Annotated in this window: 19 protein-coding genes and 1 tRNA gene; 11 read left to right on the top strand and 9 right to left on the bottom strand. The window is 65.6% G+C overall.

What is annotated here, in order from left to right; all coding sequences use genetic code 11:
• Position 1: 1 nt before the first annotated feature.
• From ACZLHH_RS16145 to ACZLHH_RS16165, 5 genes are all read right to left on the bottom strand, one after another.
• A complete protein-coding gene (locus tag ACZLHH_RS16145) occupies positions 2-934 on the bottom strand; it encodes a DUF1684 domain-containing protein (protein WP_049401240.1) in 933 nt (310 codons plus the stop codon).
• An 11-nt stretch (positions 935-945) separates the two neighbouring features.
• Positions 946-2,853 carry a DNA mismatch repair endonuclease MutL gene (gene mutL, locus ACZLHH_RS16150; protein WP_121505054.1) on the bottom strand — a complete coding sequence of 636 codons (1,908 nt, stop codon included), beginning with the start codon at positions 2,851-2,853 and terminating at the stop codon, positions 946-948.
• A gap of 121 nt (positions 2,854-2,974) precedes the next feature.
• Positions 2,975-4,537: an N-acetylmuramoyl-L-alanine amidase gene (locus ACZLHH_RS16155; protein WP_032130507.1), complete on the bottom strand. Its 1,563-nt coding sequence runs from the start codon at positions 4,535-4,537 to the stop codon at positions 2,975-2,977.
• An 82-nt stretch (positions 4,538-4,619) separates the two neighbouring features.
• Entirely contained in the window at positions 4,620-5,102 is a 483-nt protein-coding gene (gene tsaE / locus ACZLHH_RS16160; RefSeq protein WP_107431257.1) for a tRNA (adenosine(37)-N6)-threonylcarbamoyltransferase complex ATPase subunit type 1 TsaE, read from the bottom strand.
• Positions 5,099-6,583, bottom strand: coding sequence for an NAD(P)H-hydrate dehydratase (locus ACZLHH_RS16165; RefSeq protein WP_180844520.1), 1,485 nt, complete (start codon positions 6,581-6,583; stop codon positions 5,099-5,101). The genes tsaE and ACZLHH_RS16165 overlap by 4 nt, the downstream gene beginning before the upstream one ends.
• A 23-nt stretch (positions 6,584-6,606) precedes the next feature.
• Between ACZLHH_RS16165 and queG the strand changes: the two genes are divergently transcribed.
• Positions 6,607-7,677, top strand: a complete 1,071-nt coding sequence (gene queG, locus ACZLHH_RS16170; RefSeq protein ID WP_180844521.1) for a tRNA epoxyqueuosine(34) reductase QueG — start codon at positions 6,607-6,609, stop codon at positions 7,675-7,677.
• Positions 7,678-7,721: 44 nt separating this feature from the next.
• A complete protein-coding gene (gene xseA / locus ACZLHH_RS16175; RefSeq protein ID WP_049401233.1) occupies positions 7,722-9,053 on the top strand; it encodes an exodeoxyribonuclease VII large subunit in 1,332 nt (443 codons plus the stop codon).
• A gap of 620 nt (positions 9,054-9,673) precedes the next feature.
• Here xseA and ACZLHH_RS16180 read toward each other — a convergent pair.
• Positions 9,674-10,570 carry a M48 family metallopeptidase gene (locus ACZLHH_RS16180; RefSeq protein ID WP_071229694.1) on the bottom strand — a complete coding sequence of 299 codons (897 nt, stop codon included), beginning with the start codon at positions 10,568-10,570 and terminating at the stop codon, positions 9,674-9,676.
• 89 nt (positions 10,571-10,659) lie between these two features.
• A complete protein-coding gene (locus ACZLHH_RS16185) occupies positions 10,660-12,546 on the bottom strand; it encodes a formylglycine-generating enzyme family protein (RefSeq protein ID WP_180844522.1) in 1,887 nt (628 codons plus the stop codon).
• An 84-nt stretch (positions 12,547-12,630) separates the two neighbouring features.
• Between ACZLHH_RS16185 and rnd the strand changes: the two genes are divergently transcribed.
• Positions 12,631-13,710 carry a ribonuclease D gene (gene rnd, locus ACZLHH_RS16190; RefSeq protein ID WP_032130292.1) on the top strand — a complete coding sequence of 360 codons (1,080 nt, stop codon included), beginning with the start codon at positions 12,631-12,633 and terminating at the stop codon, positions 13,708-13,710.
• A 90-nt stretch (positions 13,711-13,800) separates the two neighbouring features.
• Positions 13,801-14,874, top strand: coding sequence for a hypothetical protein (locus tag ACZLHH_RS16195; RefSeq protein ID WP_180844523.1), 1,074 nt, complete (start codon positions 13,801-13,803; stop codon positions 14,872-14,874).
• Between the two features lie 73 nt (positions 14,875-14,947).
• Here ACZLHH_RS16195 and ACZLHH_RS16200 read toward each other — a convergent pair whose 3' ends face one another.
• Complete coding sequence (locus tag ACZLHH_RS16200; RefSeq protein WP_180844524.1) at positions 14,948-17,278, bottom strand: TonB-dependent receptor; 2,331 nt, start codon at positions 17,276-17,278, stop codon at positions 14,948-14,950.
• A 237-nt stretch (positions 17,279-17,515) separates the two neighbouring features.
• On the opposite strand from ACZLHH_RS16200, the gene ACZLHH_RS16205 reads away from it, so the two are divergent.
• The 7 genes from ACZLHH_RS16205 (at position 17,516) to ACZLHH_RS16235 (ending at position 22,041) form a co-directional block, all read left to right on the top strand.
• Positions 17,516-17,591: transfer RNA gene (locus ACZLHH_RS16205), tRNA-Ala, on the top strand.
• A gap of 129 nt (positions 17,592-17,720) precedes the next feature.
• Positions 17,721-18,182 carry a hypothetical protein gene (locus ACZLHH_RS16210; protein WP_071229690.1) on the top strand — a complete coding sequence of 154 codons (462 nt, stop codon included), beginning with the start codon at positions 17,721-17,723 and terminating at the stop codon, positions 18,180-18,182.
• 56 nt (positions 18,183-18,238) lie between these two features.
• Positions 18,239-18,490: a hypothetical protein gene (locus ACZLHH_RS16215; protein WP_177179538.1), complete on the top strand. Its 252-nt coding sequence runs from the start codon at positions 18,239-18,241 to the stop codon at positions 18,488-18,490.
• Between the two features lie 258 nt (positions 18,491-18,748).
• Positions 18,749-19,453 carry a YaaW family protein gene (locus tag ACZLHH_RS16220; RefSeq protein ID WP_143048267.1) on the top strand — a complete coding sequence of 235 codons (705 nt, stop codon included), beginning with the start codon at positions 18,749-18,751 and terminating at the stop codon, positions 19,451-19,453.
• A complete protein-coding gene (locus tag ACZLHH_RS16225; RefSeq protein WP_071229688.1) occupies positions 19,444-20,412 on the top strand; it encodes a hypothetical protein in 969 nt (322 codons plus the stop codon). The genes ACZLHH_RS16220 and ACZLHH_RS16225 overlap by 10 nt, the downstream gene beginning before the upstream one ends.
• A gap of 193 nt (positions 20,413-20,605) precedes the next feature.
• Positions 20,606-21,361, top strand: coding sequence for a M15 family metallopeptidase (locus ACZLHH_RS16230; protein WP_081352370.1), 756 nt, complete (start codon positions 20,606-20,608; stop codon positions 21,359-21,361).
• Between the two features lie 65 nt (positions 21,362-21,426).
• Positions 21,427-22,041 (top strand): hypothetical protein, encoded by a 615-nt coding sequence (locus tag ACZLHH_RS16235; protein WP_180844525.1) that lies wholly within the window; start codon positions 21,427-21,429, stop codon positions 22,039-22,041.
• Positions 22,042-24,320: 2,279 nt separating this feature from the next.
• Here the strand turns inward: ACZLHH_RS16235 and ACZLHH_RS16240 are convergent.
• Positions 24,321-24,677 (bottom strand): hypothetical protein, encoded by a 357-nt coding sequence (locus tag ACZLHH_RS16240; protein ID WP_071229684.1) that lies wholly within the window; start codon positions 24,675-24,677, stop codon positions 24,321-24,323.
• Positions 24,678-24,718 lie beyond the last annotated feature (41 nt).

Raw genomic sequence — 24,718 nt, forward strand, 5'->3', positions numbered from 1 at the left:
ATCAGCCTTCTCCTTCAGGCAGGTGGTAGGCCTTCTCGCCCGCTTCCACGCGCAGGTCCAACCGGTTTTCCGGTGGCGCCAACGGGCAGGTCGCGTAAGCGGTGAACGCACACGGTGGGTTGTAGGCATGGTTGAAATCGATGCGCACGGTGCCATCGGCAGCGGGGGCATCGGTATCCAGATAGCGACCGGCCGGATAGCTGCCACGGCCACTGGTGCGGTCGGCAAATATCAGGAACAGCGGCTGCCCCGGCGCACCGATCGCCTCCAGCCGCCAGCTGCGGCCATCGCGCTGGAACTCGACCGCGCCGGCATTGGGCATTTCGGTGGTCAGGCCGGTGATGTCGACGATGGGCAGGGTCTTGCCCGGCGGGTGCGCGATGAAGCGCGCCTGCACCTGCCAGTCTGGGCCGCCCGGCCAGTACTCCAGCCCACCGAAATCGCGACGTGCCGGCGCATCGGCGTGCTTGACCCGCAGCGCATCGCGCGGACCGCGGCGGATGATGCTGAGCTGGCCTTTGCCGCCATCGAAAGCCAGCAGCGTCGGCTGCGCATCCTTGTCGGTGTCGATGCGGATGCGGCCGCGCACCGGCTGGCCATCATGGCTGACATCCACACCGGCTTCGGGCGTGAACCACCATTGGCTGCCTTCACGGCGCAGCAGGCCCAGCTTGTCCGGCCCAACCGCCAGGCGGATGCCATTGGTCGCGCCGCTGCCGACGAAGTGGGATTTGTTCTGCAGCCAGTGCAGGCCGACCAGCGCGGTCCAGCCATCGGGCCGGGTCAGGTCCTGATAGCGTGCCACCCGCCACTGCTGCTGCTCGGCGGCATAGGACGGATCCTCCGCGGCCGAGGCTGGTGCCGGCGGCGTTGCCGGGCTGCAGGCGGCCAACACCAAAGCGGCCAGCAGGCCGCCCATTCCCCGATAACGCATCGATGCTCCCCTCAACGTCCGCGCAGGAACCAGCGGTCGATCTCCGCCAGCGAAAAACGGGCCCAGGTCGGTCGGCCGTGGTTGCACTGGCCGGACCGCTCGGTGATTTCCATGTCGCGCAGCAGCGCGTTCATTTCCGGCACGGTCAGGCGCCGGTTGGCGCGCACCGCGCCATGGCAGGCCATGGTCGACAGCAGTTCGTCGCGTGCACTGGCCACGCGCCGGCTCTGGCCGTGTTCGCGCAGGTCGGTCAGCACGTCGCGCAGCAGGCCTTCCGGTTCGGCATGCGCCAGCAGCGCCGGAATGCTGCGCACGTGCAGCGCACCGGGACCGGCACGGGTCACTTCGAAGCCGAGTGCGGCCAGGGTTTCACTTTCATTCTCGGCGGTGTCGGCTTCGCGCTCGCCCACTGCGAGCGTGATCGGCACCAGCAACGGCTGCGACTGCAGGCCGATGCCATCGTGCGCGTTCTTCAGCCGCTCGTAACCGATGCGTTCGTGTGCCGCATGCATGTCGACCACGATCAGGCCTTCGGCGTTCTCGGCCAGGATGTAGATGCCATGCAGCTGCGCGATCGCGTAGCCCAGTGGTGGCACGCCAGCGTCGGCACTGGTGACCGGCAGCCCGTTCTCGGTCGGCATCGGCGGCAGCGCAGCACCGCGTTCGGCGCCGGCCGGTGCGGCATACAGCGCGGCATAAGCCGCCGGTGCATCGGCCACCTGCAATCCCAGCGGTTGCTGCGGGCGCCAACCCGAGAATCCACCACCGCCACCACTCGAACCGGCACCCGGTGCGGCACCGCGTACCAGACCGAAACCGGAGGCACCCGCACTGGAGAGCATCGGTGCCGCGCCTGCATCCACCGGATGCGCGGAGCCGGCGCCGATGTCCTGCACCGACATGCCGGCGCGGGTATCGGCCAGCGCATCCTTCAGCGTGCGGTAGACAAAATCATGCACCAGCCGCGAGTCGCGGAAGCGCACCTCGTGCTTGGCCGGGTGCACGTTGACGTCGACGCGGGTCGGGTCAAGCTCCAGGAACAGCACGTAGGCCGGTTGGCGGCCGTGATACAGCACATCGCCATAGGCCATCTTCACCGCATGGGCGACGCTGCGGTCGCGCACCGAGCGGCCGTTGACGTACAGGTACTGCTGGTCGGCGCTGGCGCGCGAATAATGCGGCTGCGCAATCCAGCCGTGCAGGCGCAGGCCGGCACCGCTGTGGTCGACGCGAACGGCCTGGTTGGCGAAATCCTCGCCCAGCGTTTCGGCCAATCGCGCGTCGGAATACAGATCGCCCGGCTTGTAGCGACGCGAGGCCTTGCCGTTGTGCGAGACGCGCAGTTCGACATCCGGCCGCGCCAGCGCCAGCGAACGCAGCCATTCTTCGATATGGCCCAGCTCGGTGCGCTCGGCGCGCAGGAACTTGCGCCGCGCCGGTACGTTGTAGAACAGCTCGCGCACTTCCACCGTGGTGCCCGGCGCATGCGCGCGCGGCGTCACTTCGCCGATCTTGCCGCCTTCGATCTGCAATGCCGAACCGTGTTCGTCATGAGCGCGACGCGAGGACAGGGTGAAGCGGCTGACCGAGGCGATCGATGGCAGCGCTTCACCCCGGAAACCGAGCGTGGCCACCGATTCAAGATCGTCCAGATCGGCGATCTTGCTGGTGGCGTGGCGCGATACCGCCAGCGGCAGCTGTTCCGGCGCGATGCCACTGCCGTTGTCGCGGATGCGGATCAGGCGGACACCGCCCTCTTCAAGATCGATATCAACGCGGCTGGCGCCGGCATCGATCGCGTTCTCGACCAGCTCCTTGACCACCGACGCGGGACGTTCGACCACTTCGCCAGCGGCGATCTGGTTGATGAGGATCTCCGGCAACGGCCGGATCGGGCGCGGATGGGTAGCAGACGTCATGCGGGGATGATAACGGAGCGGCCGAGGGTAGAGTCGAGCCATGCTCGACTGACGGGCTACCGGGAAGGCCCAGTCGAGCGCCGCTCGACTCTACAGAAAGCAGTAACCCGCCTTCGGCGGGTTACTTGCTGCCGCCGGCCATGGTGCCGGCGGCGTCGATCTCGGCCTGGGCCCGGGCGGCATACAACGTGCCCGGCGGCGGCTGACGGCTGAAGAACGTGTGCACACCGTCCAGTACCGCACCGGCGATCTTGCGCTGGTAGGCCGGGTCGATCAGGCGACGTTCTTCATCCGGATTGGAGATGAACGCGGTTTCCACCAGCATCGCCGGCATGTCCGAAGTACGCAGCACCGCGAAGTTGGCGCGCTCGATGTTCGGCTTGTGGTTGTTGCCGATCCGCTTCAGGCCGCCCAGCACATGGCCGGCCGCGTCCTCGGACGCCTTCATGTAGCCGCTCTGGGCCAGATCCAGCAGCACGTTGGCGAGCGTGCCTTCGGTCTGCTGCAGGCGCACGCCACCGACCAGGTCGGCCGCGTTTTCCTTGTCCGCCAGCCAGCGGGCGCGCTGCGAAGAAGCGCCCTTGGTCGACAGCACGTACACCGATGAGCCCGTGGCCGAACGGTTTTCCGCCGCATCGGCATGGATCGAAATGAAGATGTCGGCCTTGTTCGCACGCGCCTTCTGCGCGCGCATCGGCAGCGGAATGAACACGTCGCTGTCGCGGGTCAGGTAGGCCTTCAGGCCCGGCGTCGCGTTGACCTGGCGGGCCAGCTCACGCGCTACGGCCAGGGTCACATCCTTCTCGCGCTTGCCGGTCGGGCCGATCGCACCGGGGTCCTGGCCGCCGTGGCCCGGATCGATGGCCACCACCAGGTGGCGCATGCCAGCCTGCATGCGGATGCGCGAGGCATCGCTGGGCATGGCCGGACGCGGTGGCACCACCGTGGTCGGAACCGGTGCAGGCGCTGTGGCCGGCGGCGTGGTTACCACGGCGGCGGTACGCTGGCCGGCAAGGATGGCAGCCGGCGATGCGGACGGCGTACTGCTGGCAGCCGTGCCCGCTGCCGCGACCTGGGCCGGTGCAGTGGACGGGGCCGGGGTCGGAGTGGCCGGTGTGGCAGCCGCGGCGCTGGCCTGCTGCTGTACCTGCGCGGTCAACAGCGCGGTGGCGCGCGCGGCGTCGTTGCGCGACTGCGCGCTCTCGGCCGGCGTCGGTGCGGGCGTGTTGACCGGTGCCTGCGGCTGCACCGCCGGCGTCGCTGGCGGGCGGCTGGCGGCCACGGCCGGGCCATCGCCCGGCCATTCGATCACCAGCTTGGATTCATTGCCTTCGCGCTGCATCTGTGGGCGGAACGGCGCCACCGATTCAGCGAGGTCGAAAACGACACGGAAGGTCCCCGGCACCGGCTGTCCGGTACGCACCGCCGTGACCACGCCCTGCGCGGCCGGCATCTTCAGGTTGCGTATGGCGCTGGAGTCCGGGAAATCGACCACCAGGCGGTTCGGTCCGGCCAGCGACAAGGTCTTGTAACCTCCACTGCCGACCAGCGAGATCTCGGCACGGGTGCCGGTGGCGCCGGTATTCAGCAGGACCTGACGGACTTCACCGGCCCACGCACTGACGCTCGCCAGACTCAGTCCGACGGCGGCACAGATGGCAATGAGACGGTTCCCCGGGCGCATGGCTCAGGATTCAATCACCGCGCTGAACGGAATGCAACACCTTTTTCCTTAATAATCCGTAACCTGCCGGTGTTTGTTCTCGTCAGCCGACAGAAATGGCCTGCAAGTCGCCCCCTTGGGGGAGCCGTTCCAGCCATTCATGTCCGACGTCGCTGGCTCCAGTGAGACGGACGCGACGCCCCTGCCCCTCGATCTCCAGCGCCACCACCAGGTCGGTCGGCGGCAGCGCGCCAGCGCCGCGTTCCGGCCATTCCACCAGCCACAACACCGCGCTGCCCTCGTCCAGTCCGAGAAAATCGAGCTCGCCGGCCTGGCCGATCCGGTACAGATCCAGATGCCAGGCCTCGCCACCGCTGGCCAGCGGATAGCGCTCGACCAGGGTGTAGGTCGGGCTGCGGATCGCCCCCTGCACGCCCAGTGCGCGCAGCAGTGCGCGGGCGGCGGTGGATTTGCCGGCGCCCAGGTCGCCGCGCAGTTCGACCAGCGCCTGCGGCGGTCGGGTGGCGGCCAGCCACTGCCCGAGCAGTTCAGTGGCATCGCTGTCGGCAAGGAAGAAATCGATCATCGGGAAAGTTCCGGGTTGGCCAGTCGCCGCAGCGGCGACAGCAGATCAGTTGGAAGCAGGCCGCGCGCGCCGTCGGCGGCAGCGACGTCGCCGGCAAGCGCATGCAGCAGCGCACCAGCGGCGGCGGCATCGAAGGCGGCCAGGCCTTGCCCACGCAGGCTGGCGATGATGCCTGTCAGCAGGTCTCCCATGCCACCCACGGCCATGCCGGGATTGCCAGCCGCGATCAGTCGTGGCCGTTGCCCCGGCGCTGCGACGATGCTGCCGGCGCCCTTCAGCACCACCACGGCGTGGAAGCGCTCGGCCAGTGCCTGTGCGCAGGTGAAGCGATCGGCCTGGATGTCAGACGTGCTGCAACCCAGCAGGCGCGCGGCCTCGCCCGGGTGTGGCGTAAGGATGGCGTCGGGCAGCGCGCGCGGATCCTGCGCCAGCAGGTTCAGTGCATCGGCATCGACCACCAGTGGCCTGGCGCTGGCCAGCACCCGCGCAAACAGTGCGCGCGCCCATTCGTCCTGGCCCAGACCGGGGCCGATCGCCACCACCCTGGCCTTGTCCAGCAGTGCCGGCAGCGCGTCACCATCTTCCAGTGCATGGGTCATGGCCTCGGGCAGCCGAGCCAGCAACGGGCCAACGTGATCGCGGCGGGTGCCCAGGCTCAGCAATCCAGCACCCGCGCGCAACGCCGCTTCAGCCGCCATGGCGATGGCGCCGCCGCTGCCATGGTTGCCGCCGACGCACAGCACGTGCCCGGATTCGCCCTTGTGGGTATTGGTGCGGCGCGGCGGCAGCAGGGCTGGCAGGCGCACCTGCGTCCAGAGCTGCGCAGCGGGTGACACGCCCTGCCATGCGGCCGCGGGTAGCTGCAGCGGCGCCAGCGCCTTCCGCCCGCAATGGTCCAGCGCATCGCCGGTGTACAGCCCGCGATGCGGCACGATGAACTGCACGGTCAGCGCCGCCCTCACCGCCTCGCCCGGTACGGCGCCGCGGTCGGCATCCACGCCACTGGGGACGTCCAGCGCCAGAACCGGTGCCGCCTGCGCGTTGAGCGCGGCAATCAGCGTCCGCGCCACGCCCTCCGGCACGCGATCGAAGCCCAGCCCGAACAGGGCATCGACCCAGATATCGGCCTCGGGAAGCGCGCCGTCGAAATCGGTGATGGTGCCGCCGTCGGATGTGAATTCCGATGCTGCACGCTGTGCCAGCGCGGTTGACGGTGGCTTCCCCGGCAAGGCGATCACCCTCACCTCACGTCCGGCCTGCAACGCATGGCGGGCCAGCACATGGCCGTCGCCGCCGTTGTTGCCCGCACCAACCACCACGCCGATCCGCTGCGCCTGCGGCCAATGCTGCAGCAGGCACTGCCAGGCGGCCTGGCCGGCCTGTGCCATCAGGCCCCAACCGCCCTCGGCGGCCAGCGCCGAGGCCTGCGCATCAAGCGCACGCGCGGCAGCGGAATCGAACAGATCGGCAAGGTTGGCCATGCGGGGATTTTATACTGGTGCACATGTCCCCCGTCCCCGCCCCTGTCGATCCGGCCCAGGCCGTGCAGCGCATCCGCGAACTCGCCCGTGCGCATGGCTTCCAGCGCTGTGGCATCGCCGGCATCGAGCTGGGCGAGGATGAAGCGCACCTGGCCGACTGGCTGGGCCAGGGCCTGTACGGCACGATGGACTGGATGGCGCGCCACGGCACCCTGCGCGCGCGCCCGGCCGAACTGCTGCCCGGCACCGTGCGGGTGCTCTCGGTGGGCATGGACTACAGCCACAAGGACGACACCGAAGCTTGGGCAACCCTGGCCGACCCGGGCCGCGCCTACGTGGCCCGTTACGCTTTGGGTCGCGACTACCACAAGCTGATGCGTAACCGCCTGCAGAAGCTGGCCACGCAGATCAACGATGAAGTGGCACCGCTGGGCTACCGCGTATTCGTCGATTCCGCCCCCGTGCTGGAACGCGCACTGGCGCGCAATGCCGGCCTGGGCTGGATCGGCAAGCACACCTGCCTGATCGACCGCCATGGCGGCTCCTGGTTCTTCATCGGCGAGATCTACATCGATATCCCGCTGCCGATCGATGCAGCGGCCACAGCACACTGCGGTACCTGCACGCGCTGCATCGATGTCTGCCCGACCCAGGCCATCACCGGCCCGCAGCGGCTGGACGCGCGGCGCTGTATCTCCTACCTGACCATCGAGCACGACGGCGCCATTCCCGAAGAGATGCGGCCGTTGATCGGCAACCGCATCTACGGCTGTGATGACTGCCAGCTGGTCTGCCCCTGGAACAAGTTCGCCAAGCGTACCGACGAAGCCGATTTCCGCGCGCGCAACAACCTCGATACCGCGCGGCTGGACCAGCTGTTCGCCTGGGATGAAGCCGAGTTCCTGCGCCGCACCGAAGGCAGCCCGATCCGGCGCAGTGGCCACGAGCGCTGGCTGCGCAACATCGCCGTGGCGCTGGGTAATGCACCGCCCTCGGCCGACGCGCTTGCCGCCCTGCACACCCGCGTCGACGATCCCTCGCCGCTGGTGCGTGAACACGTGCAGTGGGCGCTGGGCCAGCACACGGTGCGCTGACGTGCGATCCTGAGCCCCCGTTCCGCCCGCAGCACGCCGTTCCCATGCAGCCACGCAACAACGACATCCTCACCCCCAGCCAGCTCAACACCCTGGCCCGCGACCTGCTGGAAGGCAGCTTCCCGGCGATCTGGGTCGAGGCCGAACTGGGCAGCGTGGCGCGCCCTGCCTCCGGGCACCTGTATTTCACCCTGAAGGACGCACGTGCGCAGCTGCGCGCGGCAATGTTCCGGATGAAGGCGCAGTACCTGAAGTTCGTGCCGCGCGAAGGCATGCGCGTGCTGGTGCGCGGCAAGGTGACCCTGTACGACGCCCGTGGCGAGTACCAGATGGTGCTGGACCACATGGAAGAAGCCGGCGAAGGCGCGCTGCGCCGCGCCTTCGAGGAGCTGAAGGCACGCCTGGAGGCCGAGGGCCTGTTCGACCCGGCACGCAAGCGGCCGCTGCCGGCGCACGTGCAGCGCCTGGCAGTGATCACCTCGCCCACCGGTGCCGCCGTACGCGACGTGCTGAGCGTGCTCGGCCGCCGCTTCCCACTGCTGGAAGTGGACCTGCTGCCGACCCTGGTCCAGGGCAGCAGCGCCGCCGCGCAGATCACCCGCCTGCTGCAGGCGGCCGATGCCAGTGGCCGCTACGACGTGATCCTGCTGACCCGCGGTGGCGGCTCGCTGGAAGACCTGTGGGCCTTCAACGATGAAGCGCTGGCCCGAGCGATCGCCGCCAGCCGCACCCCGGTGGTGTCGGCGGTGGGACACGAAACCGACTTCAGCCTCAGCGATTTTGCCGCCGACCTGCGCGCACCGACGCCGTCGGTGGCGGCCGAACTGCTGGTACCCGACCAGCGCGAACTGGCCCTGCGCCTGCGCCGGACTGCAGCGCGCATGGTGCAGCTGCAACGGCATGCGATGCAGCAGGCGATGCAGCGCGCCGACCGCGCCCTGCTGCGCCTGAACGCACAGAGCCCGCAGGCGCGGCTGGACCTGCTGCGCCGCCGCCAGCTCGATCTGGGCCGGCGCCTGCATGCCGCGTTCAACCAGCAACAGGAGCGCCGTGCCGCGCGCCTGCGCCATGCGGCGGCAGTGCTGCGCGGGCATCATCCGCAGCGCCAGCTCGACGCGATGCAGCGCCGCCTGGCTGCCCTGCGCGGGCGCCCACAGGTGGCCATGCAGCGTCTGCTGGAGCGCGATGCCCTGCGCTTGCGCGGATTGGCGCGTTCGCTGGAAGCGGTCAGCCCGCTGGCGACCGTGGCCCGTGGCTACAGCATCCTGACCCGCAGTGACGATGGTGCCCTGGTGCGGCACGTCGACCAGGTGCAGCCGGGTGACGCCCTGCAGGCCCGCGTTGGCGACGGCGTGATCGAGGTGCAGGTCAAGTAAAGGGGTGTTCGGCAGGGCTGCGCCCTGCACCTGCAGAGGCTTCAAGCCAAGGCAACGTCAACGTCAACGTCAACGTCAAAAGCGAGCATTCCGTGGGATGGCGGGGCGGTGTCGGAGTGCGGGGACGCTGCAAGTACGTCCCTGTAAGCTTGGCAGCCGCATCCATGCGGCTGACACCCCGCACTCCGACACCGCCCCACCTCTGACAGATTCCGGAGGCTGTTGGTAGTTGTCGACCTTGGTCGACACGGTAGATCCACGCATGCGTGGATGAATCTCCATCGGAATCGAATATTTCGATATCGGAACGATTTGAGCCGAGCATGGCTCGGCTCTACAGAAGAGCGAACAGATTGCGAGAATCTGTCGAAGGCGGGGTGGGTCCGGTTGCGGGGGCGTGAGCCGCATGGGCCCGAGGCATGCCTCGGGCGGGTTGGGCACGACGCCCAACCCCGGTCTTGCCGTGTGCGCAGGACTGCGCACACGAGCAAGCGGCGACCGAGCTTACATGGACGTACTTGCAGCGGCCCCCGCAACCGGACCCACCCCGCCATCCCACGGAATGCACGCTGTTGCTGTTGCTTCGGCAGGTGCAGGGCGCAGCCCTGCCGAACAACCCTCTACTTTGCCTGCTCGCAGAACTTCTGCCGGTACTCGAGCGCCTTCGGCATCAACGCCTGCAGGTTCTGGATGCGGGTACCCGGGTTGGGATGGGTCGAGGAGAATTCCGGCGGCGCCTGGCCACCGCTGGCCTGGCTCATGCGCTGCCACAGCGGCACCGCCTCGCGTGGATCGAAGCACGCTGCCGCGGCCAGCATCAGCCCCACTTCATCGGCCTGCGTCTCGTGGCTGCGCGCATACGGCAGCAGATACCCATAACCCATCGCCGACATCATCATCTGTTGCTGCTGCGCATCCATGCCGCTGGCGGCGCCGGCCACCTGCCCGATCTGGGTCAGCTTCTGCTGGGCCATCCGCTGTGCACCGTGGCGCAGCAGCGCATGGGCAATCTCATGGCCCATCACCACCGCCATCGCATCGCGGGTGCGCGCCACCGGCACCAGCCCGGTGTAGACCGCCATCTTGCCGCCCGGGAGGCAGAACGCATTGGCCTGCTCGGACGGGATCACATTCACTTCCCACTGGAAATCCCGCGCGAAATGCGCCGGCTGCACGCCGTGCTCCTGGGCCAGCGCGGTCTCCACCACATCGACCTTGGCAATCAACCGCTGGGCGATGTCGCGCACATCGCGCGCGATCGGCGCATTGGGATCCATCGGCCGTTCCTGCGACAGGATCTGCTGGTAGGCCTGCAGCCCCAAAGCGGTCTCCTGCCGCGCATCCAGGCTGCTGTCGATCATCACCTTCTCGCCGGTATACGGATCCACCGTGCGGTTGGAAAACCAGTAGAAGACCGCATAGCCGGCGGCCAGCAACAGCACCCACCAGCGGATGTTGCCGAACAGGCCGCGCCGTTGCGGGCCTTGCGGCGAGCGGGAGAAGGGATCATTGCGCATCGGGTCGGCTTCCAGCAGGCCCCGCCGGCCGGCGGGCACGGCGCAATCTTAGTGCGCCGATGCCAGCAACGGGTGAAGCCGGCCGCCGATCAGATGCCGCGTACCAGGCGGAAGCCGATGCGCGCGTTGGTGGTATCCGAGTCCTGGGATTGCCGCCAGGCGGCACGGGTCTGCTCCGGCGCATTGGCCCAGTTGCCGCCCCGGATCACCCGTGCGCGGCAGCCCGGGTTGAACCAGGCGGCGCCATCGGAGGGCGCGCGCCGGTAGCTGGCATGCCAGCAATCGGCCACCCATTCGCTGAGATTGCCGCCCATGTCGTGCAGGCCGAAGGCATTGGCCTGGAAACTCCCTACCGGTGCCGGCCCCCACCAGCCATCGCCATAGCCGATGAAGGCGTTGTGCCAATGCCGCCCGGACGGCGACACGTCCTTGCTGCCGGTGAAATTGCCGCTGCCCGGCGGCGGCGTGCCGGCATCGCCCCAGGGGTAGCGACCACTGCTGCCACCGCGCAGCGCGTACTCGAACTCTGCTTCACTGGGCAACCGGTAGCTGCGCCCGGTCTGCTCGGACAACCACGCCGCATAGTTTTCGGCATCGCGGATGCTGACGTGCATCACCGGCGAATTGGCCATCGCGCGGCCACCGTCGTAATCCGAGCGCCAGTCCACGCCGCTGCGCCGGATGAAGTTGCCGCTGCGTTCGTCATAGACCACCGAATGGCCGCGCCGCGTCGCCCGTGGGCGCGCATTGGTCGCCTTCACGTAGCGCTGGAAATCGCTGACCGTGACCTCGGTGATCGCCATCGCAAAGCCTCGATCAAAGCGCACATAGTGCGATGGTCGCTCGGCATCGCTCGAGCCCGGCTCGGCATCGCCGGCGCCCATCTGGAAACCGCCATGCGGCACCACCACCATCTGCGGCCCGCGTCCGCCATCGCGCATGGCGTCGCTGAACACCTGTCCAGGGCGGAAGCTGCCGTAGTGGGTGGCCAGGTCGATACGCTCACGCAGCTGGGCCACCACCGCGTCTCCCGGCAGGGCGATGCGCAGGGCCTCGGCCAGTTTCTCGCGCGCCGGCTTCAGGCCCTGCGGCGTGGACAGGTCGCGCAGGCCGTCATCGCGCAGCTGCAGCAATGCCGCCGCACGGATCTGCTCGATGCGCTCGAACGCGTCGGCGATGGTGGGCGACGAGTCGCGCACCTTGCTCGCTTCGGCCAGCCAGGTGCCGGCGCTGGCGAAATCACGCGTGCGTGCCGCGTCTTCGGCGCGGCGGATCAGTCCACTTTCGGCCGCGGCCAGTCCCTGCCGTGCGCGGCTGTTGTCCTCATCCAGTGCCAGTGCCTCGCGGAAGTTGCCGATGGCCCCGTCCCCGTCTTCACCGATCCGGTCCGAGCGCAGGTCCTCTTCGCCGGCGCGGTTATAGGCCACCACACGCTGGGCAAGCTCCACCCGTCCCTGCAGCGCACGCACCTTTTCGTCCTTTGGCGCCAGCGTCAGCAACACCAGCGCCTGGCGGCTGGCCTCGGCCAGCGCCTCGCGCTGCTTCAGCGGCCGCACCAGCAACGCATCCGCCTGCTGCTGCAGGCGCTGGCGGGCGCGCTGCAGGCCTTGGCGAGCCTGGCGGTCATCCGGATCCTCTTCCTGTACCGCCAGCCACAGCGGGATGGCGGCATCGGCATCCTCATAGAGCCGTCCTTCGGCGAACGCCTGCTCGGCGGCGCGGCGCAACTGGGCCAGGCTGCGGCCCTGGCGGTCCACCCGCGGCGGCGTCCACTGCTGTACATCCTCGGCGGCATCCTCACCGGCGATGGTCACGCTGCCCTGCCCGGCCTGCGGGCGCTCGTCGCTGTCTGCGTCCGCGGACCGGCGCGCCTGTTCCCCGGCACTCCGATCCGTTGCCGTGGGGGGCGACGGCGTGCAGCCGGCCAGAGCCAAAGCCAGGGCGGTGCACAGCACGGGCGACAACGAAAAACGCAAGCAGAGCCTCCTTCGGCACGGACGCGCACCGACGTTAGGCTATTCTCCCCTGCCTGAGCAAACCCGAGTAGTAGGCCCTGACCCGTGGCAACCTGGATCACCACCCCCGCCGAGCTGGATGCGTACTTCCAGCAGCGCCCGACCCGCATCGGCCTGGACACCGAATTCATCCGTGAGCGCACCTTCTGGCCGCAGCTGGCCCTGGTGCAGATGGCGGTCGGGCAGGACATCCTGCTGATCGACCCGCTGATTCCCGGCATGACCGAGGCGCTGGCGCCGTGGCTGGCCGATGAATCCATCACCAAGGTGATGCACAGCGCCAGCGAAGACCTGGTCGCCTTCAAGTGGGCGTGCGGCGTGCTGCCACGGCCGCTGTTCGACACCCAGATCGGTGCTGCGCTGGCCGGCATCGGCGGCGGCATGGGCTACCAGAAGCTGGTGGCGGAAATCACCGGCGTCGCCCTGGCCAAGGGCGAAACCCGTTCGGACTGGATGCGCCGCCCGCTTTCGGAGTCGCAACTGCAGTATGCCGCCGACGACGTCGAGCACCTGTTCGCGCTGCATGACGCCATTGATGCCAAGCTGCAGGCACTCGGCCGCCAGCAGTGGCTGCACGACGATGGCGAGCGCCTGCTGGCCAGCGTCGCCAATGACGAAGACCGCTGGCCGCATCTGGCGATGCGCTCGGCGCAGTTCCTCGACGCGGCCGCACAGCACCGCCTGCTGCGCCTGCTGCGCTGGCGTGATGTACAGGCACGCAACAGCGACCGCCCGCGAAGCTGGATCCTGGACAACGAACTGGCCGCCACCCTGGCGCGCACGCCACCGGCCGACGAGGCTGCGCTGGGCAAGCTGTTCGAGCAGTTCCCGAAGGCACCGCGCAAGCTTGCCGGCGCGGTCTGGCAGGCGCTGTCCACACCGCTGGCCGATGAGGCCGGGGCACCGCTGGCGCTACCCGCCAACGACAGCAACAAGCAGGCGGTGAAGAAGCTTCAAGACGCGGTGGCCGAGCGCAGCCGCGAGCTGGGCCTGCCGGATGGCGTGCTGGCCTCCCGCAAGCATCTGGAAAGCTATCTGGAACGCCGCCAATGGCCGGCAGCACTGGCCGGCTGGCGCCAGCAGGAACTGGAATCGCGGTTGCAGGCGCTGCTGCCGGCACGTTGATGGCACAAGTCGCCGGACCACGCCGGCGCCGTGCACCTCAGGCCTGCTGGGGCCGTGCTAGGGTTTGCCGGTACTGACAAGGAGACGTCGATGCAGACCCTCAAGATCGCGACCGCCTGCGCACTGCTGCTAACCCCGTTGGTCCTGGCATGCGCTGGGCAGGCCGCACCGCTTTCCTATGCACAGGAAAAGGAGAACACAGCCAAGCTGGTGGACATCATTGACGGTGCCACCCGCGATGGTCTGGTTGCCGTGCTGGTGCCGGCCCCGTATGTCGTGCACAACGGCGGGCCAGGCGTCGGCTCTCCGGTCCCCGGCTTTCATCTGGGCAACCGCTCGACCGACCTGCCCGGGTTCTCGACGCGGGTGTCCTTCCAGCACAAGGACATTCCCTCCCAGGGCTATGTGCAGCTGTTCAACACCAACGAACTGGAAACCGGCCCGCAGCGGACGGTGTTGATGGACGTGTTCGAGGTGCATCTGATTCCGCCGGGCACCTATCTGCTGAACGGTGCGGAGAACTACCGACTGAACACCCGCGTGGCCAAGCTGAAGCCGCTGGGGACCATGGACGAAGTATCGAAGGACATCGGCGCCACCCGCCTTGGCGACGTCGACTACCGTTTCTATTCCTGGAAGAAGGTCTGGGTACCACCGGGCGTCCTGACCGATCAGCACTCCCAGCAGGTCTGCATCTCGGTGCACGTGGCTTCCGGCAACTGCGTGGCATGGGGCACCCAGAACTATGAAACCTCGCGCCCCACCGAAGGCTACTGGGATGACAGGATCGTCCCTGAAGACATCCCTGCCGTACGCATCCAGGCGGTCATCGCCAAGGCCCACGCGCCACTGGCCTTCACTGCCCACGAAGGGCAGATCCTGCTCAGCCCCTTCATTGTTGCCGCCGACGGCGATATCGATTTCAACGCGGACGACTGCGCACCGGTCGACAAGCTGACGGGCTGCGCCCTGCGCCGCTTCAGGGTGCACTACCAACCCGCGCCGTTGGACGCTGCACGCAAGCACATCGCAATCACCTCGCGCGGCCTCAACGGCAAGCAGCGCAAGGTACTGGAGCGGATGGAGGCGATGCAGCTGCAGGTGCTGGGCCCCAGTGCGCCGTCCGATGCAGCGCTGGGCAAGGGCGTCAGCGCCACGCCTTGAGCACGGATGATGCCTGGCCAGCAACAAAAACGGCGCTCGATGAGCGCCGTTTCCGTTACACGACGGGGTGGGCTTACCAGTTCATGTTCAGCGAGACACCGACGGTACGCGGCTCGTTGTAGACCGCGGCCATGTAGTTCTCGATCACACCCTTGAGGTTCTTCTCGTTGGTGATGTTGCGCGCGAACAGCGCCACTTCGTAGGCACCGTAGTTGCCCGAGTAGCCGATCTTCAGGCCACCCTCGAAGTCACCCTTGGAGTTGAACTCCTTGCTGTCGTACAGCACGAAGCTGGTGTAGCCCTGCTTGTTCCAGTCGGTGGAGACGAACATGGTGCCGGCATCGCTGACCGGGAAGTCATAGCGGGCGGCCAGGTTGACGTTGTACTTCGGCGCGTTCGGCAGCGGGTTGCCGTCGATCTGGGCGAAGGTGTTGGCACCGACCTTGATGGTCGGGTCATTCACCGTGCACACCACCTGGCCGTTGAGGCCGCAGACCTGCGCATACACGCGCTTGTCCTTGATCTCGCTGTGCAGCAGGCTCAGGCCGGCGCTCAGGGTCAGGTTCGGGATCGGGCGCAGCTCCATGTCGGCTTCGAAACCGTAGGCCTTGGCCTTGTCGGCGTTGAACAGCACGCCGTTGCCGTCCGAATCGTTGCCGTTGAGCTGGATGTCGTTGACGGTGTAGGTGAACGCGGTGGCGTTCAGGCGCAGGCGGTTGTCCCACAGGCTGCTCTTCACGCCCGCTTCCCAGGACAGGATGGTCTCGGAATCGGCGGTGGTGAAATCGGCATTGAACACCGCCGAACGGCCCTGGATGGTCGGGCCGCGGAAGCCGCGTGCGACCTTGGCGTAGACGCTCACGTCCGGCGTGATCTGGTACATCGCGCTCAGATCCCAGCTCGGGGTGGTATCGGACATCTTGACGTCGGTGCGGCCCTTGTAAGTGACCACGCCGGCGGCGGTATCAGCGGTCTTCAGCAGGCGGGTGTGCTTCTCGTCCTTGGTCTGGCGCAGGCCGGCGGTAACGGTGAACTTGTCGGTGAAGGCGTAGCTGATCTGGCCGAAACCGGCCCACGAGGTGTTCTTGTTGCGCAGGCGCACCCAGTTGTTCGGGTTGCGGGCCGCGCCCTGCAGGAACCAGGCGCGCTGGTAGAAGTCGGTGGTGTCGCTGCCGTTGAAGTAGAACGCACCGGCCTGCCACTGCAGGGCGCTGTCGTCATGGCTGGCCAGGCGGAATTCCTGGGTCCACTGGTCCAGGTCACGGATGCGGCCCATCGACTGGCCGTAGCCGTTCGGCACGCCGTTGACCGGGAAGTTCACCGCGGCACCGCCGTCGGTGTCGCCACGGCTGTAACCGGAGGTGGTTTCGTAGGCGGTGATCGAAGTGAAGTCGATCGCGCCGAAGTCATAACGCGCCTTCACCGAACCGCCATAGGTCTTGTACGCCTGCGGGTTGTTGCCGGCTTCGTCGTAGGCGACCTTGTCGCGCGGCACGTCGGTCTTGTTCGAGCCCTTGGTCAGCGCACCGCGCAGGAACAGGGTTGAGGTGCCTTCGTAATCACGCGCGTGGGCCGAGGCCAGGATCGAGAACTGGTCGCTCGGGGTCAGCAGCAGCTGGGCGCGCACGTTGCGGTCATCGAAGCCGCCCATGGCGTTCTTCTTCGGGCTGACCGTGCCGTCGGCGCTCGGGCCCTTGTAGGTGTTGTCGACGTAATCGTCGCGGTGCTGGTACAGGGCCGACACACGGAACGAGGCGATGTCGTTGATCGGGCCACCGAAGCCGCCGTCGATCGACACGCTGTTGTAGGACGCGTAGCTGGCGCTGACGCGGCCGGTGTAGTCCTGGGTCGGCTTCAGGGTGTCGAACTTGATGATGCCGGCGGTGGTGTTGCGGCCGAACAGCGAGCCCTGCGGGCCGCGCAGCACTTCCACCTGGTCCACGTCATAGACCGGGTTGGACTTCAGCACCACGTGTTCCAGCACCACGTCGTCCTGGATGATCGACACCGGCTGCGAGGCACCGAGGTAGAAGTCGATGTTGCCCAGGCCACGGATGTAGAAGCGCGGGAAGATGCGGCCAGTGGTGGTTTCCGCATACAGGCTCGGCACGCGGCCGGACAGCGCCAGCAGGGTGTCGTCGCCGCCGGCGGTGAAGTCGCGCATGCGCTCGCCCTGCACCACGCCCACCGAGACCGGCACTTCCTGCAGGTTCTGCTCACGGTGTTCGGCGGTCACGGTGATCGTGTCCAGGCCGGTCGGGGTCGGCGCGCTGTCCTGTGCGGCGGCGCCGAAGCTGCCGACCAGGGCCAGGCCGGCACAGGCCAGGGCCAGCGGATGGCGGCGGAAGGAAACGAAGGAAGACGACATACCCGACAGGCGGCGGGAATCGGAATGGGAGGGCATGAAATGCTCTGGGGAGGCGTCCGTGCGGCCTGCGCGAGCCGGGCGGCAAAAAGGAGGACAACTGCGCAAGCCGCCATTATCCCCCAAATTGTTACGATTTCGTTGCGCAGCACCCAAACCCGGCGAAACAAGCGGTTTCGGCACAGTCACCCGCTGATGTGCCTCGCGTCTCGACATGGAATTCCTTTGATCGGCTTGGCAAGCGGCAGGCGCTTGGCTAGACTGAAGCCCTGCCGTGGGGCCATAGCTCAGCTGGGAGAGCGCGTCGTTCGCAATGACGAGGTCAGGAGTTCGATCCTCCTTGGCTCCACCACTAAATTTGCTTTATTTATCAAGAGGTTGGACAGGAAGCTGCCCAACCTTTTTTGTTGTTCCACGCCACTAAATCCAAGCAAAAACAGGTCTTTCCAAGGATGGTTTTTCCCAACTTTTTCCCAAGGCAATGACCGGCATCCTGCCTGTGCTGCGCGAAATGTTCCCCGGCAAGGCGATGCTGACCGTCGAGGACGTGGCCCGCGTGCTCAACCGTACGGGTGCGGGCGGCTATGAGCAGACCCGAGATCAGCTTTCCAGAGGACTCATCGTCCCTGGCCTGAGGAAGTTCGGCGGAAGCTGGTTGGTGCCTATCACCACCTTGGCGGCCGCCCTCGATGGTCTGGTGGAGACCGACGGGACGGGCAGATCGACACCAAATGCCTTGCCCGCTACACATACGGTGGTCTCTGCAGAGCCGCTGGTACCTCGCCGGGCCGGTCGAATGCCCACCCGAGCCAAGCAGCGGCTCGAGCTTCAGCAAGCCCGGGCTAGTCAGTTCTGGCCGCTGGTACTGTCAACCTTGAGGGGCTGGGAACTGGACGCCGCGCTTCCGCCTCCGGCCGCCCCCCTTCCCCGAAATCCTTTCTGATACGAACGCCAGAGCTTCACACGCCAATTTTTGCATTCACCTGGTCGGATGTCCTCGTGACGGCGCTGCAGTTCCTGGCGATCATGCTGGCCGAAGGGCGCCGCATCGAGATACCCCAACGCTGGCTGCCGCTGTCGGCCCTGCTGATAAGGCCCTCGCTGGCGCTGCCGCGCGCCGATCTGCTGCGCAAGCGCTTTCCGAGAACAGCACCACGCCGTCTTTCCCCGACCTCCGAAGGACACCAAGTGGCAGTCACTAGATGCGCCAGTAGCTCAACCCTTTCCACACTGAGCAGCCGCATGGGCTGATCGAGATCCTGACAACGGCGCTGCCGCGGTTCGGCCCCTGAGCCGCCTTGACTTTCATCATCGCCCGCCCCTCCCTCTTCATGGCCGAGAAGCGCTGCACGCGCTTTTCCCAGTGACCGAACTTCCGATCTCTTTCAGTGCGACTCCAACGACCGAGACTACGGTGGCTTTGGTTAGAATCCGATCCGAAGGGCCGATTGTAGATAAAGCCCTGACGCCAAGAGACAGACGGGTTAGGCAACCCATACGGGGGAAAACATGGATTTCAGCGTTCCACGAAACCGGCCATTGGCCGAGCTTCTTTCTCAAGCCGGCAGTGAAGATCTGGACGTCCTGGCTGACTTGATCACCGACTACGGCAAGGGACGGCTAGCGCTCGACTCTGGCATCAAGGCGCTCATCGTTGATCGAAAGGCCGCGGGGAGCCTTCAGTCGATTGCTGATGTGCTGGAAAAGGAGATCTGCGCCTTCGGCGGCAACACTCTAATGAACACCTACCGGTCCTCCGGGGTCGAATACTCGGAGCTGGCCAAAGACGTTGCTAAAAAGCTGGTTGGCAAGATCCCAGAGGACGCCGACGTCTATGCTCTCGAAGAGTTGGCCCTTGTGGGAGCCATCGGGAAATATTCGCCCGACGATGCAACTGCAGAGGGCGCCGGCGAGACCACGCCCAACTCGGTCATCGACAAGGTAGTGCAACAACTAGTTCAGAACGCAGGGACGGCAGCAGGCTTGGCCTCCGCTGGCGGGGTCGCAGGCTTTGCATCCGCTTTGAGCGCTCGTGCGGCGTCGTTTGTCGCGGGCCCTGTCGCGGTTGGGGCTGCGGGGTACTCACTCTACGAAGCGACAGGCCCAGCATTCCGCATTACAGTCCCTGCTGTCCTTCAGATCGCCAAAATTCGTCGCAAGCGCATTGACGCCGATTTCCAACACTATTCTGAGAGGCTGAAAGCATGTCTTTGACCAATGCAGAGCTGGCGCGTGACCTGCCCAAGCTTCAAGACATCCTTGTGCGTATCGCCTCTGGAGAGCTAAACGTTTTTGGAGGCGTGGTGCGATACGCCGCGGGAACTGGAAAGGGGGGCCAGATCGCCGCGCACCTTGTATTCCCAGGCGACCCGCAGCAGGCCCAGCAGAGCATTTCCCAACTGCAGGCCGCCATGCAACACAGCATGGGCAACCTTCAGGGCGGCATGGATGTCCTCCAACAGAGCATGGGTTCACTTCAAGCACTACAGATGGCCAACCTCGCCATGGCCGGCTTGAATCTGGCCGTCACGACCGCGGGCTTCGTCATCGTTTGCAGGAAGCTGAACAAGATCAGCGGCCAGATCGAAGCGCAGTCAGCCGGCATCGCTCAAACACTTCAAATGGTCAGCGAAGCCCACGAACGCAGTTTGCTGATGGATGAGGCGAGGTTTCGTGGCCTGGTGCTCGCCTGCGAGCAGCACTTTGAGGAGAACGATATCGAGCTCCTCAAGCACAAGATTCAGGACTTCCATGAGCAATACCAGTTCACCAAGCTGGTGTTGCAGCGCCACGCCGTCAAAGCAGCAAGCAACCTGGACCGCCTGATTGACATCCAGGTGCTCCAAGACCGCTTGGTAAACCTTGGGCTGTTCCTCGCCCAAGTTCAAACCAAGGTGGGTGCTCGCAAGCGCGGCCAAGAAACTCTTCACAACCTCGCACAAGACCTTGATGAGCTCAACGGAAACCGCGTCAAGGCACTGACTTCTGATCGAGACCTTTCCTTCCGCATTACCGAAGACCAGCTGGGCCAAGTAGTTTCGTTCATTGAGAGCGGAAAGCAGACCATCCCAGCCCTGACATATCAAGCCGATCTCCTCGGGGTCGATCACTTCGATATCGATGCCGTAAACGATGCCTCTATGGCAGGCGACATCGTGGTGATCGCGGCATAGCTTCCCAGATTGACTTTCAATCTTTGCATGCTATGCCTTGCAACGAGGCTGGGACTTTAGTCCCGGGCCTCTCTAAGCCCTCGGCAACAGGCCTCCTCCCCCGGTTGTTCGGGGGCTTTCTTTTAGCTTGCTTGCGCCTTCCTAGAAATCCACTACCCCTGAAAGCATCCAATGATCTTTCTGGGAGGACAGCATGCAACTCCGCTTTACAATCGCCGCTGCTCTGGCTTGTCTGGCCTTGGCTGGGTGTTCGACCGTCGAACCCAAACCCAAGCCGTTCTCCGCCTGGGCTTACCAACCCCCAAAATCGCATGGCGCTATCCACCGATTCTTCCATCCGAAGAGTGGCCGGGTTTGGAAAGGGGTCTCTCCTGCTTTGAGGGAAAAGGTGGAAGCCGTCCAAGCCCAGCTTGCTGTGGAAGGGTTCGACGTGCGCCCACTTGAGGGCTACCGTTCGCCAGAGCGACAGGCTGCGCTCCTCGCTTCAGCTTCTGGCGTCACCACCGTTGGTGCCTACAGCAGTTGCCATAACTTTGGTCTGGCACTGGATGCAGCCGTGTTCGTCAACGGGCAGCCCAGCTGGGACCTGGGCGATCCGCATGTGATGGCCGGCTACTTTCGGTTCGGCGAGCTGTCAGAAATGGTCGGGTTGAACTGGGGAGGCCGGTGGACCAGTCCGAAGGACTACCCCCACGTCGAGCTCAGGGCCGAATGCGTCCAGGCGAAGTGGGCCCACCGAAACGGAAAGCCGCGCCGCCCGTTTGCTCCCGTCATTGGCAAACCCGCGCCGTACGCCCTGGCCCTAGCCCTGACACCGCAGTGGTGCCCTGCCGGCATGGCAACCGAATGCTTGCTGTGGAGCAATGAAAACCGCTACGCATGGAGCTTGGCTATCCCGGAGCGGGTTTGTTCTGCGACCTTTCCTAACAGCTTGAGAAAGATCGCCTGATCGCCTTGCGCAAATGAAATCCCCTGCTATGGGTTAAGTATCAACTCATAGTGGGGAGGGTTTTCATGTCGTCGCTTCGCATTTCGATCTTAACGGCTTTGATGGGAGCCACGTTGCTTTCCTCCCCATCGTTTGCTCAAACCGCCACAGGAACCGGGGCTACCGCTTCAGGCCCCAACTCCACCGCCACCGGGGAATACGCACAAGCTTCAGGTCCGAATGCCACTGCAACGGGCGCATACGCCAATGCGTCCGGCGACGGGGCGATTGCAACCGGCGTTCAAGCCAGCGCCTCCGCAGACAACGCGATTGCCTCAGGAACAAACGCGCAAGCTTCCGGCGTGAACTCCATCGCCACGGGCCAGGGCGCAAATGCGACGGCCGTCAACGCGGTAGCCACTGGCACGTTGAGCTACGCCAGCGGTGAAGCGGCGATCGCACTGGGAACCCAATCCGCGGCTACCGGCGTCCACTCCTTAGTGGTCGGTGTTCAGTCACAAGCAAGTGGAGACCTGTCGATGTCGATAGGCTATTTCAGCAGGTCGCGAGGCAACGCTTCGATCGCACAAGGCAACTTGGCCCAGGCCAACGCCGATCACGCTGTTGCCCTTGGTTCCTCTGCCGTCGCCGATGCACGCCAGTCTGTGGCGGTGGGCGTCGGGGCCGAGTCACGGGCGTAGGATTGCGTCGCCTTGGGCTCCAATAGCCGTTGCTGGGCCAGCGACGAAGTCAGCGTAGGCGCCACTTCTGAGGGCGGAGGCCAGAGCTCCCGCCGGATTACCAACGTGCGGGCCGGGACGTCCGACACCGATGTAGCGAACCTCGGGCAGGTCCGTCAGGCCGCACAAGCGCTTGGCGGTGGTGCCACGTTCGTTAATGGGAACTTTGTAGCGCCGATTTATCAGTTCCGGAGCGGGGCCACTCATCAAACCGTGGGAGCCGCTTTGGACGACCTAGATGGACGCGTGACTTCCCTTGAGCAAAACCCAGGCAGCGGCACGGGTACCCCGGGCCCGCGTGGTGTCGATGGGCTAAGCGCCTACGAGGTGGCGCTGGCCAACGGCTTCCAGGGCAATGAACAAGATTGGCTGGCAAGCTTGAAAGGGCAACCAGGAGCGCAGGGGCCTGCCGGCAACGATGGCGTGGACGGAACCGCCGGGACCGGCTCGGGTTCGACAGCAAAGGCGGGCAAGAACGTCGAAGTCACCAACAACTCAGACGGCACCCAAACGGTTGCGGTCTTCTTCAAGGGTTTTTGGAGTTGCGTTTTAGCCGGGTCAGCGTTACCGAAAGCCACCACCTTGCTCAGCGCAGGGAGGGGCACTGGCGGGCTTTCTGCCATTTGCCAGTGCGGGGACTGGGGAACTGGCTGCCTGGTGCGAGGATGCTCCCTGAGGCCCGCCAGGTCGTTTTAGTCAAATCTTTCTCAAGCCACTGCCGGGCCGCTCTCGTCGCGTTGCGAAGTCGGGGGACGAAAGCAGTTTTGAACGGCGTGGGGGCATGCGGTGTTTGATACCGTCCCGTTCCTTGAAGCCGTTGCCCGTGCCGAAGCCCCCGCGCGCAAGTTCTCACAGCGCTGGAACCGCAAAGCGCTGCTGGCAGAGTTTGGTTCGTGCTGCGCGTTCTGCTCCGCCCCTCTGGAGGGCACCAGTGGCCGTGCTTGGCAAGCCGTAGCACTGGTGCCGCCACAACTGGGTGGTCCAGCCCAAGTCAGCGAGAACTGGGCGCCTGCCTGCCGAACCTGCGCTGCTGCAAAGGGCCTTCGCGATTTGGTGAGCTGGTCAGAGTGGCAAGCGACAGCGCCCACTGACCGAGCGGCCCTGCTGCTAGAACGCCGTAGGTCGGCGTTGCTGTATGCCGAGAACCACTTCACCCCACTCAGCCGCCATGCGAAGAGGGGCCGCGTGCTGGACCACCTAACTTCTCGTTTCAACAAGCCCCGGTTCCGGGTCCATGCGTGGGCTGGGATGGTCGATGGTGAGCGAGTGTGCGTAGTTGGCTGGAGCACCCGTGCGGGCGATGCCCTAGCACTGGGCGAGGCCCTGCTGGCGTTGCGAATGCGGGATGGGGGTGAGGTGCTGGCGGAGGACCACACCCACCTCCTGCGCCTGCCGGCGGGAGCCTTCCTAGGGGCGGTTTGGGCGCTCATTGAGCCCCATGGGATCGTCGCGCCGTTGGACGTGCCAGGCGGTGGCCCGGTCGGTGCAGAGGACTGGCGGGAGTGCTGGCACCACCTGGTCCGTGACGTAGTGAGCAACAACAAGCGGGTTCCCCTGACAGGCGGTCCGCCTCTTCCTCATGCTCCCCGTGTGCTATCCACGAACCCGGATTCGGTTCGTCGGCTAGCCCAGCTGCGGGCCGCGAAGCGGGCGGATAGACTGGAAGAAGCCGAGTTGTTGTATCGAGGGGCGATGGCCCGGAAGGGCAGATACCTGGAACGGGTGGAGCGTGGCTTGGAGGCCCCTATGCCGCTGGATGACTACCGGGCTTGGAGCGATGAGGTAAGGCAACTAGGCTTGAACTTGGCGCGACAAGAATAGGATCCGAAAGGGACCAGCGCGACCTACCCACGGCCTGCCACGCATACAGCAGGCCGCCAGGACGTTGCATGTATCACCTCAACGACCATGCAAAACAGATTACTGGAAGGCTAAAGTCGCCGCGCCCGACCTTCCGAGCTGACTGAGTAAGTCCCCAAATGTTCCGAAAGGCACGCCCTCTGGCGCATTGCCTCCAGCTCGTCTGGCGAATTTCCGTCTTCGAGGGCACGTCGAATAGCACCCTGAATTGCGTTGAGACTTGCCGGATCTGCGGAAAGAATGAAACAAAGCGTTTTCGACGAGATAGTGAACAACTCAAGCATGCAGACCTCTCCTGTGAACGGAAGAACAAATGCTGGTACGCCTCTCTGCTGAAGAACCAGAGGTCACCTAGCACATGATTAGATCACTCAGACAACTCAAAAGGCGGCGGCGGCAATCTTTTTGAATGATGCCGAATCTGTGGTCGCTAGGAATTTCTTGCCTCCCTTGGTCTTCGCCACGAACGTGATGTCCTTACTCCGACCACCTGCCAGCAGCCCTGCGAGCAGCCCGAGCGGGCCCAGCAATGCACCACCCACCAAGCCCCACCCTACTGTTCCACCTATCCGCTTAACACTTTCCTCCGTAGCGACATCCACGGATTCAATGTCCTTTAGGAGCAGCGAACCCCCGGCCCAACCATCCCCCGCCTGCCACGCGAACGTGATGACTCCCATCATCAATGTGGCCTTTCCTTTACCAAAATCCCCTGCATGAACCTGGATCGTCGCCATGCCAATACCTATGGACCTACCGTGGTCCTCAGGCGGATCAT

It is taken from the genome of Stenotrophomonas sp. 28608_Sma (assembly GCF_056486185.1).